The sequence below is a fragment of the Streptomyces sp. NPDC026417 genome, from assembly GCF_055567695.1.
This window is the reverse complement of the sequence record NZ_JBVHPY010000001.1, coordinates 464,123-479,387: the sequence shown is the minus strand read 5'-3', so window position 1 is coordinate 479,387 and position 15,265 is coordinate 464,123. Positions and strand designations below refer to the sequence as shown.

General features: G+C 67.0%; 14 protein-coding genes, 1 tRNA gene and 4 pseudogenes. 9 read left to right on the top strand and 10 right to left on the bottom strand.

All coding sequences use genetic code 11. The annotated features are described in order from the left end of the window. Positions 1–70 precede the first annotated feature (70 nt). A complete protein-coding gene (locus ACZ4NT_RS02035; RefSeq protein ID WP_121403294.1) occupies positions 71–295 on the bottom strand; it encodes a DUF2277 domain-containing protein in 225 nt (74 codons plus the stop codon). A 72-nt stretch (positions 296–367) separates the two neighbouring features. On the opposite strand from ACZ4NT_RS02035, the gene ACZ4NT_RS02030 reads away from it, so the two are divergent. Beyond that, positions 368–1,138, top strand: a complete 771-nt coding sequence (locus ACZ4NT_RS02030; protein ID WP_467722724.1) for an MBL fold metallo-hydrolase — start codon at positions 368–370, stop codon at positions 1,136–1,138. Between the two features lie 66 nt (positions 1,139–1,204). Further along, positions 1,205–2,176, top strand: coding sequence for a 2-dehydropantoate 2-reductase (locus ACZ4NT_RS02025; RefSeq protein WP_121403292.1), 972 nt, complete (start codon positions 1,205–1,207; stop codon positions 2,174–2,176). Between the two features lie 84 nt (positions 2,177–2,260). Here the strand turns inward: ACZ4NT_RS02025 and ACZ4NT_RS02020 are convergent. After that, positions 2,261–2,449 (bottom strand): annotated as a pseudogene (locus ACZ4NT_RS02020) (isochorismatase family protein); the annotation flags it as partial. Positions 2,450–2,754: 305 nt separating this feature from the next. Here ACZ4NT_RS02020 and ACZ4NT_RS02015 point away from each other — a divergent pair. Next, positions 2,755–3,096: a hypothetical protein gene (locus tag ACZ4NT_RS02015; protein WP_121403291.1), complete on the top strand. Its 342-nt coding sequence runs from the start codon at positions 2,755–2,757 to the stop codon at positions 3,094–3,096. Positions 3,097–3,283: 187 nt separating this feature from the next. Here ACZ4NT_RS02015 and ACZ4NT_RS02010 read toward each other — a convergent pair whose 3' ends face one another. Further along, the gene (locus tag ACZ4NT_RS02010; RefSeq protein ID WP_121403290.1) at positions 3,284–3,757 is read right to left on the bottom strand and encodes a GNAT family N-acetyltransferase; all 474 of its coding nucleotides are present in this window, start codon (positions 3,755–3,757) and stop codon (positions 3,284–3,286) included. A 237-nt stretch (positions 3,758–3,994) separates the two neighbouring features. On the opposite strand from ACZ4NT_RS02010, the gene ACZ4NT_RS02005 reads away from it, so the two are divergent. The 3 genes from ACZ4NT_RS02005 to ACZ4NT_RS01995 all read left to right on the top strand — a co-directional run bounded on the left by ACZ4NT_RS02005 (position 3,995) and on the right by ACZ4NT_RS01995 (position 5,868). Further along, on the top strand, positions 3,995–4,753 hold the full coding sequence (locus tag ACZ4NT_RS02005; protein WP_467722722.1) for a DUF6928 family protein: 759 nt from the start codon (positions 3,995–3,997) through the stop codon (positions 4,751–4,753). 361 nt (positions 4,754–5,114) lie between these two features. Continuing rightward, positions 5,115–5,219 carry a hypothetical protein gene (locus ACZ4NT_RS02000; protein WP_467722720.1) on the top strand — a complete coding sequence of 35 codons (105 nt, stop codon included), beginning with the start codon at positions 5,115–5,117 and terminating at the stop codon, positions 5,217–5,219. 112 nt (positions 5,220–5,331) lie between these two features. Then, positions 5,332–5,868: a hypothetical protein gene (locus tag ACZ4NT_RS01995; RefSeq protein ID WP_467722719.1), complete on the top strand. Its 537-nt coding sequence runs from the start codon at positions 5,332–5,334 to the stop codon at positions 5,866–5,868. Between the two features lie 766 nt (positions 5,869–6,634). Here the strand turns inward: ACZ4NT_RS01995 and ACZ4NT_RS01990 are convergent. The 6 genes and pseudogenes from ACZ4NT_RS01990 to ACZ4NT_RS01965 all read right to left on the bottom strand — a co-directional run. Next, positions 6,635–6,782 (bottom strand): annotated as a pseudogene (locus tag ACZ4NT_RS01990) (GntR family transcriptional regulator); the annotation flags it as partial. Positions 6,783–6,823: 41 nt separating this feature from the next. Further along, entirely contained in the window at positions 6,824–8,155 is a 1,332-nt protein-coding gene (locus ACZ4NT_RS01985) for a hypothetical protein (RefSeq protein ID WP_467722717.1), read from the bottom strand. Between the two features lie 515 nt (positions 8,156–8,670). Next, positions 8,671–8,764 (bottom strand): annotated as a pseudogene (locus tag ACZ4NT_RS01980) (IS5/IS1182 family transposase); the annotation flags it as partial. Between the two features lie 634 nt (positions 8,765–9,398). Further along, positions 9,399–9,815 carry a hypothetical protein gene (locus ACZ4NT_RS01975; protein ID WP_467722715.1) on the bottom strand — a complete coding sequence of 139 codons (417 nt, stop codon included), beginning with the start codon at positions 9,813–9,815 and terminating at the stop codon, positions 9,399–9,401. A gap of 184 nt (positions 9,816–9,999) precedes the next feature. Continuing rightward, a complete protein-coding gene (locus ACZ4NT_RS01970; RefSeq protein WP_467722713.1) occupies positions 10,000–10,896 on the bottom strand; it encodes a DUF4365 domain-containing protein in 897 nt (298 codons plus the stop codon). 95 nt (positions 10,897–10,991) lie between these two features. Continuing rightward, positions 10,992–12,137 carry an SRA domain-containing endonuclease gene (locus tag ACZ4NT_RS01965; RefSeq protein ID WP_467722711.1) on the bottom strand — a complete coding sequence of 382 codons (1,146 nt, stop codon included), beginning with the start codon at positions 12,135–12,137 and terminating at the stop codon, positions 10,992–10,994. Between the two features lie 647 nt (positions 12,138–12,784). Here ACZ4NT_RS01965 and ACZ4NT_RS01960 point away from each other — a divergent pair. Together ACZ4NT_RS01960 and ACZ4NT_RS01955 are read left to right on the top strand one after the other, a co-directional pair. Further along, the gene (locus ACZ4NT_RS01960) at positions 12,785–12,931 is read left to right on the top strand and encodes a hypothetical protein (protein WP_467722709.1); all 147 of its coding nucleotides are present in this window, start codon (positions 12,785–12,787) and stop codon (positions 12,929–12,931) included. 495 nt (positions 12,932–13,426) lie between these two features. Next, positions 13,427–14,061, top strand: a pseudogene (locus ACZ4NT_RS01955) (tyrosine-type recombinase/integrase); the annotation flags it as partial. 67 nt (positions 14,062–14,128) lie between these two features. On the opposite strand, the gene ACZ4NT_RS01950 reads toward ACZ4NT_RS01955, so the two are convergent. Next, positions 14,129–14,203: transfer RNA gene (locus tag ACZ4NT_RS01950), tRNA-Val, on the bottom strand. 201 nt (positions 14,204–14,404) lie between these two features. Here ACZ4NT_RS01950 and ACZ4NT_RS01945 point away from each other — a divergent pair. After that, a complete protein-coding gene (locus tag ACZ4NT_RS01945) occupies positions 14,405–15,214 on the top strand; it encodes a DUF4097 family beta strand repeat-containing protein (protein WP_467722707.1) in 810 nt (269 codons plus the stop codon). Positions 15,215–15,265 lie beyond the last annotated feature (51 nt).

The following is a 15,265-nucleotide window of genomic DNA, read 5'->3' as shown; positions in this document are numbered from 1 at the left end:
GGGCACCGCGCTTTCCGGGCACGGACCGGCACGGACCGTCCCGGAACGCGGACGGTCACCGGGCCGGCGGTCAGCCCGCGGCCTTCTGCCCCCGCACCTCCAGCCCGTCGAGCAACTCCGCCGTCGCGGCGGCGACAGCCTCCACGGCACGGTCGAAGACCTCGCGGTTGTGCGCGGCCGGCGCCCGGAACCCGGACACCTTGCGGACGTACTGGAGGGCGGCGGCCCGGATGTCCTCCTCGGTCGCCTCCTCGGGGAGTACGGGCGGACGGAGCGTCTTGATGCTGCGGCACATACGTCCAGTGTCGCGCGTACGCCCCCGTTCCGGCCCGGGAACAGCTCCCGTCGCCCGCGGGTTGTGCGGGACATGACCCCTGTGGAGATCACGTATGTCGGCGGCCCCACGGCCGTCGTCGGGATCGGCGGCATCCGCCTGCTGACCGACCCGACCTTCGACGCTCCCGGCGAGTACCCCGTCGGCTCCCGGACGCCGGTGAAGACGACGGGCCCGGCCCTCCGGGCGACGGAGATCGGTCCCGTGGACGCCGTCCTGCTGTCGCACGACCAGCATCCGGACAACCTCGACACGTCCGGACACACGTATCTGAAGGGTTCACCGCTGGCCCTGTCGACGGCGTCGGCCCACGGCCGCATCGGCGCCCCGGTACGGGCGCTGCCGTCCTGGGAACACGTCGAACTGCCGCGCCCCGACGGCGGCGTGCTGCGCGTGACCGCGGTCCCCGCGCAGCACGGCCCCGACGGCTCGGAGCCGCTGGTGGGCGAGGTCACCGGCTTCGTCCTGTCGGGCGACGGCCTGCCCCGGGTCTACGTGAGCGGCGACAACGCGTCCCTGGACGTCGTCCGGGACATCGCCGGCCGCCTGGGCCCCTTCGACGTGGCCGTCCTCTTCGCCGGCGCCGCCCGCACCCCGCTCGTCCCGGACGCCCCCCTGACGCTCACCGGCGAGGCGGCGGCGCAGGCGGCCCGCATCCTCGGCGCCCGTCATGTCGTACCGCTGCACTTCGAGCACTGGGGCCACTTCACCGAGGACGGCGCGTCACTGAAGGAGGCGTTCGCGCGGGCCGAACTCACGGACCGGCTGAACCTGTTGGCCCCCGGTGCGTCCGTACGCCTGTAGCGGCTGAGATCATCCACGCCGAGGCGGCCACCGTTGCGGGGCCGACCGACGAGAGGACGGAACTCCATGACGAAGCACCAGCCCCCGGACCCGGGCGGGACCGCCCCGACGGCCGCGGACGGCCCGGGCCCCCGGGACGGGGACCGGCTGACGGTCGCGGTACTGGGCCCCGGCGGCGTGGGCGGGCTCCTGGCGGCGCTGCTGGCGCGGGCCGGACACCGGGTGATCTGCCTGGCCGGGGACGCGACGGTACGGGCCCTGCGCACCGACGGCGTCCGCGTGCACAGCGGGACATTCGGTGATTTCACCGCCCCGGTCGAGGCGGACACCGCGCTGCGCGAACCGGTCGACGCCTGCCTGATCGCCGTCAAGCACACGGCACTCGACCAGGCGCTGGACCGCGTACCGCCGCAGGCCCTGGGCGAGCACGCACTGGTCGTACCGTTCCTGAACGGTGTCGAACACCCCGCGGCACTGCGCGCCCGCTACGGAGCCGCCCGGGTGGCACCGGCCGTCGTCCGCGTGGAGTCGACGCGCGTCTCCCCCGGAGTGATCGAGCACGGCAGCCCCTTCGCGGAGATCGACCTGACCGGGGACACGGTGGCGCGGGAACGGCTCGACGCGCTCGCCGGAGCCTTGCGGGCGGCCGGCCCGGCCGTCCGGGTCCGGGACGGCGAGGCGGCGACGCTGTGGGCGAAGATGTCGTTCCTGGCGCCCTTCGCCCTGCTGACGACCCGGTACGGACTGCCGCTGGGCGAGGTGCGCACGGGGCACCGCGAGGAGTTGACGGCGCTGGTCGAGGAGACGGCGGCCGTCAGCCGCGCGAGCGGCGCCCCGGCGGACCCGGCGCAGGCCCTCGCCCGCTACGACGCCTTCCCGCCCGACACCAAGTCGTCCATGCAACGCGACGCGGAGGCGGGCCGCCCCCTCGAACTGGACGCGATCGGCGGCGCGTTGCTGCGCGCGGCCGACCGTCACGGGGTGCCGGTCCCGGTGACCGCGGGACTGGTGGAGGAGTTGGCGCGGGCGGTGCGATGAGCGGTGGCGCGACCCGCTGAGCCCCTCCCGGGGGCAGGGTCGCGCCGTGGGGGGCACGACCGCGGGGACCACCGATCTCGCCGGTCAGCCGCGAGTCCGGGCCGGCAGCTCGACGATCTCGGCGGTCGTGCCCGTCTCGCCCAGGCGGGGGAAGATCCGCTCGACGCTGTTGCGGTGGGCGTCGGCGTCGAGGTCGGGCATCGCGTCGGTGGCCAGGGTGACGTGGTCGCCGTGCTCGTGGGCGGCTCGCGCGGTGGACTCGACGCCGATGCTGCCGCCCGGGGCACGGCGAGGCTCGTGGGGTGGGTCGAGCGGGGTGCAGGGGGGGCACGGGCTCACGATCGGGTGAGCCGTTCCAGCAGGGCGCCATCGCCTCGCCGTCGCCGTTCACGCACTCAACGCCGAAACCCTCAGGAGAAACCGTCCAGTCCGAACTGCACGGCTCAAACTGAACAGGGCGGCCTGGGCAAGTTCGGAGGATGCGAACTCCGCGCCACGCCTGACGGGTTGCCCACCCGTTCGCGTGAAGTCACCGAAGGAACTCGCATCCCAAAATCGAACAGGCGTACCATTGCCGGGTGGCAGCGACCCCCTATGACTTCCCGAGCGACCTCCTGGCCGGCCAGGAGGAACTGCATCAGGTCCGGGCGGAGCTCCTGGCCCTGCTCAAGCGGCTCCCCTGGTCGGTGGAACCGCTGGACGGCTTCAGCGACGGCGCCGGCTGGCGCAAGGTGGAACGCCCCGCGTCCCCGGGCTGGACGGCCGACGAGCAGGCCGAGGTGGAGAAGCTCCGCCAACGCGAACGGGAACTGGCCGTCTTCGTGACCTGCCACCGCTTCTGGGGCGAGGTCGCGACCCCGGAGAGGGTCGCCGCCCGAAGCAGCCTGAAGCACGCCCACGGCGCCCCCGACCCGGCCTGAGCCGGTCCGGGCAGTCGGCCCGGCGGCGTGGACGCGGACGTGGACTTCAAGGGCCGGACGTGGAGGTGTGGGGCTGGACGGCGACGTGGAGAGTGGACGCGGACGTGGCGGGCCCGGACGTGGAGGTGTGGGGCTGGACGGCGACGTGGAGGGTGGACGCGGACGTGGCGGCCGGACTGATCCAGGGTCAGGTCGGCAGGTCCAGCCGCCCGACCGTCTGGCCCCCGCTCGTCTCGCCCGTCGTACGGAATCCGAGCCCCAGGTAGAAGCGCTCGGGGCCGTCCGGGCCGGGGTGCCACGTGGTGATCAGGCGGGTGCCGCCCCGACGGCGGATCTCGGCGGCCACGGACTCGACCGCGAAGCGGCCGTATCCCCGGCCCTGTTCACCGCTCGCGATGTTGAGCCGCCAGAGACCGGAGCGGATGTCGGTTCCGCTTCCGTCACCGGCCCAGTCGATGTCGAAGAAGCCCATGAGGAAGCCCACGGCCCGGTCGCCGTCGAGGATGAGCCGGGGCCAGGCGACACCGGGATACACGTACGCCTCGGCCAGGGACTTCATGACCGGCGCGACGAGGTGCTCCTGGTCCGGACGCACCCGTAGACCGACAGCGGTGTCGAAGTTGTCCGGAGTGATCTCCTCCAGCCGAAGCGCGCGCGTCATGGCAGCACCCTAAGCGGCCCTTCCCCGGGCACGACGCCCAGGTACCAGGCCCGCCGCCGAACCAGCTGCGCCGGCCCGACTCGGACGTCCCACAGCACCGCTGCGCGAGGCGGCGTCCACCCCGGCTCCCTCACAGCCCCAGCCGCCGCCCCCGCCCGAACCGGAGGAGGGACGTCCGCTTGTCAGTGCGCGCGGCTAGGGTGCATGCGCCATCAACGGCTGCTCTGGGGAGGGGCTTTGGGAGCCAAGACGGGACTGCTCGTGTACGCCGACGGTGAGGTGCCGGGCTTGCTGCGACAGGTGGGGGCGGCACGCCTTGACCGGACGACCGCCCTGATGCGGCGGCTCTACCCAGGCTGGGAGATCGAGGAGTGCGCGGGCGCCGTTCTCGACGAAGGCGTCTATCCCCCGGAGGGCACGGCGTATGCGGCCAGCTGGCCGGGCATCGACGTCATCGGCGACCAGAGGGTGATGGTCGATTTCCCTTCCCAGCTCCCGGAGCACCTCGTCGCGGCGAGCGCCGGCCGACGGCTCGTCCTGCACGCGATGCACAGCGTCGTCGACTGGCTGGCGTTCGCCGTGTGGGAGGACGGACGCCTGGTCCGCTCGCTGAGCCTGTCCCCCGACAGCGGCATCATCGAGAACCTCGGCGAACCGCTCCCCTTCGAACTCCCCTACTGGGCCGGGGACCGCCCCGCCGACATCGTCCCCTGGCCCGGCGAGGAGGACGAGCCCTACGCCCTGCCGTTCCACCCTTTGGAGCTGGGCGAAGACGCACTGCGGGCACTCTGCGGCTTCATCCGGGAGGGCCTCCCGGAGCCCGGTGACGTCGACGCGGCAGCCATCGAGCTGTACGGATTCCACCCACGGGACCCGCACGGCCCGGATCCCGCGGAACGGGAAGCGGAGCGACGGCGGGCGCTCGCCGCGATGCCGCCACCGCGGTTCTACACGCTGGGACCGGACGGATCCCTCGTCGAACGCGACGGCATATGAGCCCGCGAGCGCGCGGTCCCAGCCGACGTGGGACGGGGAGGCAGCTAAGCACGCATCCGCCCTCGCGCGACCGCGCTGCCACGCTTTAATGCTCCCGTGGACATCGTGGAAGGGCCGGTCGACTGGTCGCCGGATCTGCATGCCGTCGGCACCCGATCTCACCTGCAGCGCTGCGCGTGGGCGTCTCCGTGCCCACGGGACGCCCGCTGGAGTGTCCGGGTCAAGGACAAGGGCGGTGAGAGCTGGTGGGCCGTCTGTGAGGAACACCTGGCGTCCTCGACGGTCTTGAACACCGGCTCCCGGTAAGCCGATCCCCCGGTGTGCTCGTGCAAGGCGACTCGCCCACATCCTTCGCCGCGACGTGGCCGAAGTGCTGGAGGCCTGCAAGCGGGGCGCCCCGGAGGAGGCTCGGGACTCCGCCGGCCTTCTGCTGACGCACCTGGACGCGTTGCTGACCCGGTACTAGGCCGCGTTGAACGATCACGGGGATACCGGACCCATACTGAGCCAGCAAGTTCGTGGCCCGCGAAGCCCTCTGACGTCAAGTAGCCTCTGTCTCCTCGCTATAGCGTGTGGCTATGTCCGCGTTCATACAACAGCTGCCCGCCTTGATGGGCGTGGTGATCGGCGCCCTCGGGTCGTACTTGGTGGTTATGCGCGGCGATCAAGCCCGCTTCCGTCGCGAGCAGGCGGCCCGATGGGAGGAACGGCGGCTGACGGTCTACGCCGACTACGCCCGGTCGCTGAAGAAGGCTGTCACTCTGGCCTACCGGATCGCGGCGCACCTCGGCAACGACCCTCACCCGCACCCATTGTCGCCTGAGGAGGCCGCGCCTCAATTGGCCGATGCCACTGCCGACCGGGATCCGGCCGGGGAAGCACTGTTGATGCTCGGCAGCCCGGACGTGGTGGAGAAAGCCCGCGAGTGGGTCGTCGTGGTCATGGACATGGAGAGATTCCTTCGAGACGGGACATACAGCCCAGAAATGTGGTCAGCCATGCTTGATCGCCAGCGCGCCGCGCGTGAAGGGTATTACGCGGTCGTCCGGCGCGACCTGGCGCTCCCACCCGGCCATTCCGGGCGATGGCGGCTCGCGGCGCCCCAGATTCCCTGATCAGGGCCTGTTATGACGGCCTGGAGCCGCCGCGCTCGGAGATTCGAGAGCCTGATCGCTTCTTGACTCGGCCGGCCTCGCCATCAGGCTCATCAGCCACCACGCCGCACCCAGGTCCGGCGGATCTGCGTGACCAGAGGGGTTCGAGCACGCCGCTGTAAGTGGCACGGCGGTGAGAAGTCGCCGAGAAAGATCAAGGCCCAGGCCTCCGGCCTAGCACCGGTTGACCTGGGCCTTGGTCGTGTCCGTGGACTGGTGGGCGCGGACGGTTTCGAACCGCCGACATCCGCCTTGTAAGGGCGGACGTTGCCAGTGATGGAGTTCCCCAGGTCATTCGGGCTGTAGCAGTAGCCCAGGAGAATGGCGTATCTCGACTGTGGTGGGCCGTCGTTGACCGTGGTTGACCGCACGATGTGGCACGGCTGTGGCACGTTCCGAACGGCCGAGCGCTTAGAAGGCGCTTGGCGGGATCATCGGCGCACGCCTTCTGACCTCGCGGTCTTCGGCTGACGACTGCGGACGTGAGGTGCCTTCGACACACATTCGACAGAGGAACGGACGACGTGTGTTGGCTGAGGCCACCCGACTTGGGTATCCGCTGATCATGCTTGCTCTGATTGCGTACCGTTCGTACCACGGCGCAACAACCGTATGGGCATTCGTGGTTGCCATCCTCATCGTGCTGGTCGCGGGTTGGTACATCCGACGCCGAAGGTAGGCGCGGCACCCCCGCAGACCTGCTTCCCCGGGTCCAGTAGGCCGTCCGCTACGGACGGTCGATCGGGATCTCGTAGGCGATCTCGCAGTGAGCGGCGGGCGACACGATGTCCGCCCTCTCCACGGGCCCCCTCGTCGCTGTAGTAGGTCCGCCGGATGTGCGGGACGAGCGCCGCCTTCTGGATGCCCAGAAATGACAGCACCAGCGTGCAACCCGACATATCCGACGAGAGGAAATTTACGGCTTGCCATCTTCCTCCTGTGGCCTCCATGCTTCAGCTACGGTGCTGGCCCATCCGACCATTGCGTTGTCCTCCAGGCCATCGTCATCGGGTTCCAAGGCATGGTCACAGTTGTGACCTGTGTGCTCGATCGATACGCCATTCCATGGGAACTCTGGCCACCACGGCGATTTCCAGCCATTACTGCCGCCGAGAACCCAGTAGGTGACGAGCTCTCTGTCGCTTTCCGTCAACCGGTCGAAGGTACCCCGGTGCGCAAGAGGGCGGCGATCCTCAGCAATGTCGGCACCCATGCAGGACTTGATCTGGCGAGGCGAATGAGGTCCGTCCTCAACCTCCACACGGTCTGCCCGCGCGACAGCGACGTCTACTGAGATCCTGTACAAGGAGTAGCCCAAATCTCGGGGGGCACGTGCGAGCAGGGTGGCGTGGACTTCCTCATCGGGGCCGATCCAAGCGTTGTCCTCGCCAACGGGCCCGACTTGAATCTGCTCAGCTTCCGAGTATTCGGTGCTCCGGCTTACCCGCGCAGCGGAACCGTAGTTCCCGCCGACGATCTCCTTGTACTTTGATGCCGGATCGCGATTGTCGTGGGTCGGCTTCCCCAGCAACACCGTCCCGGTAATCTCGTACAGCGATGTGAGCATCGTGACGGGCGTCTTCCCCTTATTCTCGACGGTAATAGCCACTGTGAGCTCGACGTCGTGAGCGCGCATTTCGACGCTCTTGATACTCGCCTCCACCTGTACGACCGGCGATTCTTGGGACGGCTCGTGGAGGGCGGAATACCAGAACTGGGGGAGAGTGAAACAGGCTGCCAATACAGTAGCGACTCCACCGATGGCTGCGGCGACCATTGATGAACGCGTCTGGCTGTTAGACGACGTCGCCGGCGGCGGAACCTGTTGAAGCGGCGGCTCGGGATTCTCGCGCGCGTCCCCCCAAATGAGGAACACAGCAAGGATCATGGTGCCGGTCACGGTCGCGGCGGTCACGGAGAGAATTGGCTGGAATACGAAGTTGGACTGGACGCGATAGATGATCCAGCCATTGACAATGCAGACAACCAGATCCGCCGAGAGCGGTGCCCACCGGCGCCAGAGGGCAGGTGTTCCGGAAGCGAGAGCAGCACTGCAACTGCAGACAATGGGTATCGCGGCGAAGACGAGGAAGACTCCTAGCGTCCTTGCCTCGAAATCTAGCCCGCTATAGACGTCAGCGAAACCGACGAAGCCGAGTAGCAGGCCATAAACAAGCAGTGTGATACGTCCAAAAGTGCGGATGCGGCTGTGAATCCACCACATTATGCTGCCGAATCGGGCGGCCAAGCTCCGTGGCGGCTCAGGCGGGATGATCCCAGACGGGCCTGCATCCCCGTCATCGGGCGTCCCTGTCGTACCAGGAGCAGCGCCGCCACCATCAGTCATGAATTTCCCCCCAGGATGTCCACTCCGATCGTAGGCACGCGCGATCCAAAATTGTTGCGTGCGCCAGGGGTGATCACCGGACTTACGACAACTTGGGCACGCCCGCGTACGGCGCTGACCGCACTGATACCAGCCGGTGTCGACCTGCAACTCATGCCTACCGCTAGACATCCGCAACGGAGCGGGATAGGCCGACTCACGACATTCGATTCGGGCTGCACCGGGATCATCGGAGGACCCCCAGGACGCCAATAGCGCCACGCCTCGTTCAGCTACCTCCGGTGCTGCGATGAGCGCACGGTTGATGGTTCGCTGGGTCGGCGACAGCTCGCGGCCGGGGTGGGCTTCTGACCGGATAGTCATCCGAGGGGCCGACGCCCAAGTAGACACGGTCGGTAGGGATTGGAACGCCGGGGGTTCGCAGACCCGGATGAGCCGGGGGGTGCGGGCGGCCGTGAGGTCGTGGGCACGGCCTGGCAGCACGGGTGAGCCCCACAGCGGCCGGCCTGGCCCCGGCAGGATTCGAACCTGCGTTTACGGCTCCGGAGGCCCCTTGAGTCCCAGACAAGTGCACAGTTCAGAGGCTTCTCGTGAGTCGCATGACGGACACCCGTCCAGAAATAGTCCATGAGTTGCCGCCACCGTGCGCGCCGCGACTCCACATGAAGGCATCGATCTTGCTGCGTATAACCACCGGGAACGTTCGCAGCGACCGAGGTCCAGAACGGTACAGACTCGCGGAAATGTCCGCCGCCTGTGTGCCACTCCAGTCCGGGGTACGCGTCTCGCAGTGATCGAAGTGCGGCTGAGGCGAGTCCGTGACGCTCGTAGCCGGGGTAGGAGTATGGCGACTCGACCCATCCGATCTTGCACTGCACGCATACTACGTACTCGACCTCGAACGCTATATCGGAGCCGAGATAGGCAACCCGTATCCGCCACCCCGCCCGCTCGTACGCGCCGGCTGGTCGGTCCACCCATGGCCTCGGTGGGGTGCAGGCTGGGTCGAAGCGATAAGCTTCGGGATAGAAGTATCGGTGGAATCGGTCCCGCCAAGTTGGCTTCGTCGGCCATTCGCGCACCCAAAGCACGTAGTTGGCCAAGTGCGCGACAGCGCGGATCGCTTTCCTGTCCTGGGCCTCGGTCACAGATGCTCCAGCCCGAGCTTTTTGAGACGGGACACGATGGCGCTGGGCTGACGCCCGAACTCGACGGCCAGTTCCTCGTAGTTGTGCTGCCCGGAGCGGTACAGGGTGAGGAGCTTCTCTTCGTCGTCCGCGGTCCAAGCCTTCCCGAAGTTCGGGTAGCGGTCACGGAGTTGGTCAGGGTCCTCGCGCCGGCTGTTGCAAGGTACTTGGGCAACTTCGACGGCCTTGATCGTGTTCACGGAGAAGCGGCCGTGCTCGGTGTCGTCAACCCACAGGATCAGGTACTCGTCTTCGAACGTGATGCGGTCGGCGCGGATCGTGGTTGCTCGACGTCGGCAGTCATCGTCGTCAGGGTCGGGTATGAACTCGGTGAAGGTGATGCGGAAGGCCGTGCGCGCGGTAGGTACTCCCATGAGTCCAGGGTGCCGTACGGCACTTACTGGCAACAGATCGCGATCCTTTGTTGCGATCAGAATCAGTCGAAATGGTGGCTGAACCTCGAAGGGCGACCTCACTACCGTGCGGCTGAGCGCTTAGAAACGGTCAGGCTAGTACGGTGATCGTGGACCTAGGTCAGCGTAGAGAGCGCCGAGTTCTCTACGCAGTCAACTGCCTAAGACCTTCCGTAGCGAATCGATCCACAATCAGGAAGGATCGACCCAGCTCGTTTAGCGTCAATTCGAACCGATAGAAGTCGACTTCGCCCGCGCCGTTCGCGTATGGGTGCAGAACGTCCCAGTCGTCACGGCTGTATGGATAGTCGTCATATTCGGCGTCATCATAGGTTTCCGGATGAAGGCTTACGTTTGCCCAAGCGAAAAGTTTCGGGACTACTTCGGCGTAGCTAGACAGACCCAAAAACACAGTCCAGCTCGCAAGTTGTTCCGGGTCTTTTCCGTCTTCGTTGTCTACGCCCAGGGTGATTGTTCCTCGGCCCGACGTTTTGTTGACCCATTCCTCGATGTCGATGACTAGCCGCATGCCCGTGTTCAGCATTCGCATCCATGGACGCGCAAGCTGAAGTTCGCGAATCCGGAGAGTGTAGGGGTCGCCCTCTGCGGCCTGGCTGAGCGGAGCCCTGGCGCTCTGGTCGAGCACTTGGGCCTCGGGAACCAGCAACTTCCAGCCGCCACGAGAGGTTTCTCTGAGTGTCTCGTGATTAACTAGCTGCCAGTAACAGAGCTTCCTCTCTGGGTGGTACAGCACTACCGCGACAGGCAGGGAGTGATTAGTCCAGTACTGCACATGTTCAGGATCTGGTCGGAACCACCAACCACCTTCGCTTCGTTCTCTGAACCAGCTAGAACCGCTCTTGATCTGCAAAGCAAGTAGCCGCCCTCTGACTTGCTCAGCGTCAACGACCTCGGCGTGTGCATCAATGCCGAAATCTTCTGTTGGCTGCTCACGGAATAGCCAACTCAGCTCAGCCTCGATTGCGAGTTGTGTTTGCGTTACACCGATGCTGGCTACTTTGGCGGACGGCTTTCGATGCATCGTGTCTCCACTTTTGGCCTACGATTTCGACTGGAAATTACTTCCAGTGAGAGGGGGGCGCCTCAGGTTGGACCGAGGTGCAGAGGATTCGCATTTCAGTCTTGGGCGGCGACCTCGTGGCCACGGGAGAAGACCGCTTTCTCCTGGCCAGGCCAGGCGAGCGTAACGTCAACCTGCCAGCAAAGGTTGACCCACCTGATTTCGGCCGGCTCGCGCTCGACCCAGAGAACTGTTGCTATGTCCGCGGAGCGAACGCTCAGCTGGTCTCTGTAGTCCAGGACCTGGCCAAGTCCGGCTCGAAGCTGGCGGGCCTCATTGGCACGCGTCAGGGATTTAACCTCGCAGACGGTGAGTCGATCCTGATCGTCGCGCCACGCAAGATCGAAATCGGGGTCAGCGGCGCCGGGCGACAGTGCGGTCAGTCCGCGGTCTTTCGCCTCTTGGGCCAGATAGTTCTGGACCCTGCGGTGCGTCGACAGGTTGCGGCCAACAAGGTCGGGGTCTGGCGCGCTCGGGACTGCCGGCGCGGGTGCGACGTCTTCGTCTACGATGACGTAGCTCTGGCCTACCTCCACCTCCGGCACGGTGATCGTTGCGCGTACGGGGATGAGGTGGAAGCGAATGACCTGCCGCAGGGGGCCGCCTCCTGACTCTGGAGCTTCCGCCCACGTGAAGGCTTGCTCCTGATCCAGCGTCCACTCACCGAGGTAGCGCACCGTACCGCGGGCCCCGTCGAAGAGGCGTAGGCGCTTGCCGGTCTCGCGGTGTTCGAGGATCGCTTTGTTGCCTCGGGTCATCCTCTGGTCGCCGGTCTGGCCCTCGCCGGTGTAGTGAAAGGTCCCGTCCTCGTTCCAGGTGTCGAAGTACCCGTGCTGGTGACCCGAGGTCGCGGCCGTGAAGATGAGGATGTTGTCCGATGTCCCAGAGAGCGAAATCTCGTTTTGCGAGCTTCCTCCGTAGCGCGTGTGCAGATCAGTGCGACGGATTGTGTCGCCCGGGTTCAGATGCCAGCCCGGGTCGCTGCTCTCGGTGACCTCGATGGCTTCGCGGATGGCCTGCCACTGGTCGGTGGTCAAGCGGTGAGGGTTGCTGGTGAAGGGCTGGCGAAGGATCGTCGCCTCGGCCATGCGTGCGTCGCTGGCTAGCTGCGTCTTAGGGATGCGCAGGTCAAGCCACCTGTCGACTTCGAGGGGTACGTAGTGCTTCGATCCGGGATCGGTGGTCCAGTAGCGGGCGTCCACCGGCCCGTACTGTGAAGACCCCGTGAGGTGACCGTACGCCGCGACACCAGCGTTAGGTCCGCTCACCCACAGAACGAACTCATCACCGGCCGCAACCTCGTCCTTGTGCCGGGCAATAGTCCACGAGTCCAGGACCTCGCCGGCACCGCGGTATTCGTCAAGCTTGAACGTCTTCGGGTTGCAGTTCAGCAGCCAGAGGTATGCGCCTCATCCCAGAGGGTCTTGAAGCGATTGACTTCCGCCTCAGCCGGAAGGCGAGGCCGAGCCATGTCGGCTAGCTGCTCGACAACTACTTCGACCAGTCCCCACGATGGCAAGGCGGGCTTGATAAAGGCGTGATGGATGTTCGTATGGCTGACGATCTTGTCGACAGCTAACGAAAGCTTCCGAGCTGAGGGGTACCCCGCCTTGCCATGCAGTGTGTGGAGCTCACGGTTGAAGGTCCGAAGGGGGGCTCGGGAAGCTTTGGTCTCAGCCACTGCGCCACGCGCTACCCCCTGGTTGTCTACCCGTATGACATGGCCTCGATGTCACCTAGCGTCATGGTCTGTCAGAGGCTGTAAAAGATCAAGAGAGGTTGTCAGAAATCGTAAACTGAGGTTGAGAGCCACCCAAGCTGACTCCAAGTCACCCACTTGGAGGAACAGATGAATCAGATCAGCACGCGCACTCTTCTGCTCATGCTCATCGGCGCCCTTACGGTCTACGCGGTTTTGAACCACCCAGCTCTCGGAGCGGGTTTCGGAACAGCCGCCGCCGTCGTCACTCTGCTGCACGGGTTTCTGCGCAAGTAGTGCCGGCACCAGGCTGCGTCTGGCACCGAAGTCTTGGCAGGCTGAACAAGACAGGGGCTAGCCCAGAGAGCGAGGGTGCCACTGTGGTTCGCCAGCTTCCGCATGGCCCTCTGCTCAACCCACCACTCACCCCAGCTCCCATCCCGTCTGCCGTCGACCCACACACCGTGGAGCGGGCGTGGTCCATGGCGTCCAGGTGGAGCGCGCCACTGTACGAACGACCTGGACGCCATGGACCACGTCTGCTCGGCTCCGCCTGGGTCGATGGCAGACGGGATGGGAGCCCCCTGCGCACGCCACCAATCGGCCGGCACTCGCGTACGGAGCCCCGTCCACCCCGGATGCAGGAGCGCCCCCGCCGGAGGCACGTCTTTAACCGCGGCCGTGTCCGTTCGGGACTCTACTCGTGGGCCGTCGCTCGCTGCGGTCCCAGGGGGCGGCCCCTGCGCCGAAGGCGTGTGGGGGCCGCCCCCAGGGGCCAGCCCGCGCCGTGCGCGGGCTCTTGATCCCTGGAGCCTGGACGAGACGCTCGCCTTCCTCACCGCCGCACGACCCGATCCGCTCTACCGACCTTCGTGCTCTCCATCGCGCTCGGCCTCCGTCGCGGGGAGGTCATCGGACTCCGCTGGCAGGACGTCGACCTCGACAAGCGCGAGCTCAGGGTCCGGAAGCAGCGACAGCGGGCCGGAGGGGAGGCGTACGAGGACGATCCCAAGGGGCGGCGCCGTCGGCAGGTGCTGCCGCTGCCAGCCATGTGCGTGGCACCCCTGCGGTACCAGCGGATGCGCCAGGCCGCGATGCGCGAGCGGGCAGGTGATCGCTGGGAGGACAGCGACTACGTGTTCACCACGCGTACGGGTCGGCCGATCGAGCCTCGCAACGTCTACCGCTCGTTCACGCGGGTCGCTGGGAACGCCGGCCTTCGGGTCATCCGGCTCCACGACGCCCGGCACGGCTGCGCGACCCTGCTCACCGCGGCCGGTGTGGCTCCCCGCGTCGTGATGGAGATCCTCGGGCACAGTCAGATCGCCGTCACGATGAACGTGTACACGCACGTCGTCCAGGACACGCAGCGCGAGGCCGTCAGCCATATGGACCGGCTGCTCACGCGACGGCTACAGCGTGAGTAGTCCCGGCACTGATGTCAGATCTGGATGTCAAAGGCCCCCAGCCATGATCGGCTGGGGGCCTTTTTCCTGGTGGGCGCGGACGGTTTCGAACCGCCGACATCCGCCTTGTAAGGGCGGCGCTCTACCGCTGAGCTACGCGCCCAGGACGAGTCGACAGCCTACATTGCCCGAGGGCCTGTCCCGCAAACCCGTATCCGGTGCCGGACGGGGGTTATCCCCACCCCTGATCCGGGAGCGGCCCGGATCCTCCCGGGGGCCCCGGATCCGTACGGTCGAAGGGCGTCGGAAGAGCGTGCCCGAGGGGCCCGGCGCACGCCGACGTTCCGCGCAGGGGGAGATCCACATGGTCCGCATGGTTCGCACAGCACGTGTCCGGAGTACGGGAAGCACCGGCCGCGTCCGGACGGCGGTCGGGGTCGCCGCCGTCGTCGCGCTCGTCGCCACGGCCACGGCCTGCGGCGCGAACGCCGAGGACGACCAGAAGCCCGAACACCGCTCGTTCGCCCTGCCCGGCCGTACCCTCACCGTCGACTCGGACGACTCCGCGCTGGAGCTCGTGGTCGCCGACTCAGGTGAGGCCGACCGGGTCGAGGTCACGCGGTGGTTCAAGGGGAGCGTCGTCGTGGGTGGGGAGCCCAGGGTGACCTGGTCCATGAAGGGCGACCGGCTCGTCCTGCGGATGAAGTGCTCCGGCGTCGTCGCCGACTGCTCCGCCAAGCACCGGATCGAGGTGCCGCGCGGCATCGCGGTCGACGTCCAGGACGGCGACGGTGGCGTGACGGCGCGGGGCTTCGAGAAGCCGCTCAGCATCCGTACGGCCGACGGTTCCGTGCGGGTGACGGATTCCAGCGGTCCGCTGGACCTGCACAGCGCCGACGGTTCCATCAGCGCCCTCGGCGTCGACTCGCGCCGCGTGCGTGCCACCACCGAGGACGGTTCCGTACGGCTCGAACTGGGCGTCGTACCGCAGCTGGTGGAGTCCCGCAGCCAGGACGGTTCCATCACGATCGGACTGCCCCGCGAGACCTACCGGGTGACGACCGAGAGCGACGACGGATCCGTCCACGTGTCGGTGCCCCGCGCGGACGACAGCGCCCACGTCGTCTCCGCCCGCACCAGTGACGGGAAGGTCACGGTACGAACCGCGAACTGATGAGCCCGTGTGTTCGTCCCTATCGGGTGGGAGAATGACACCGGGTAGGGC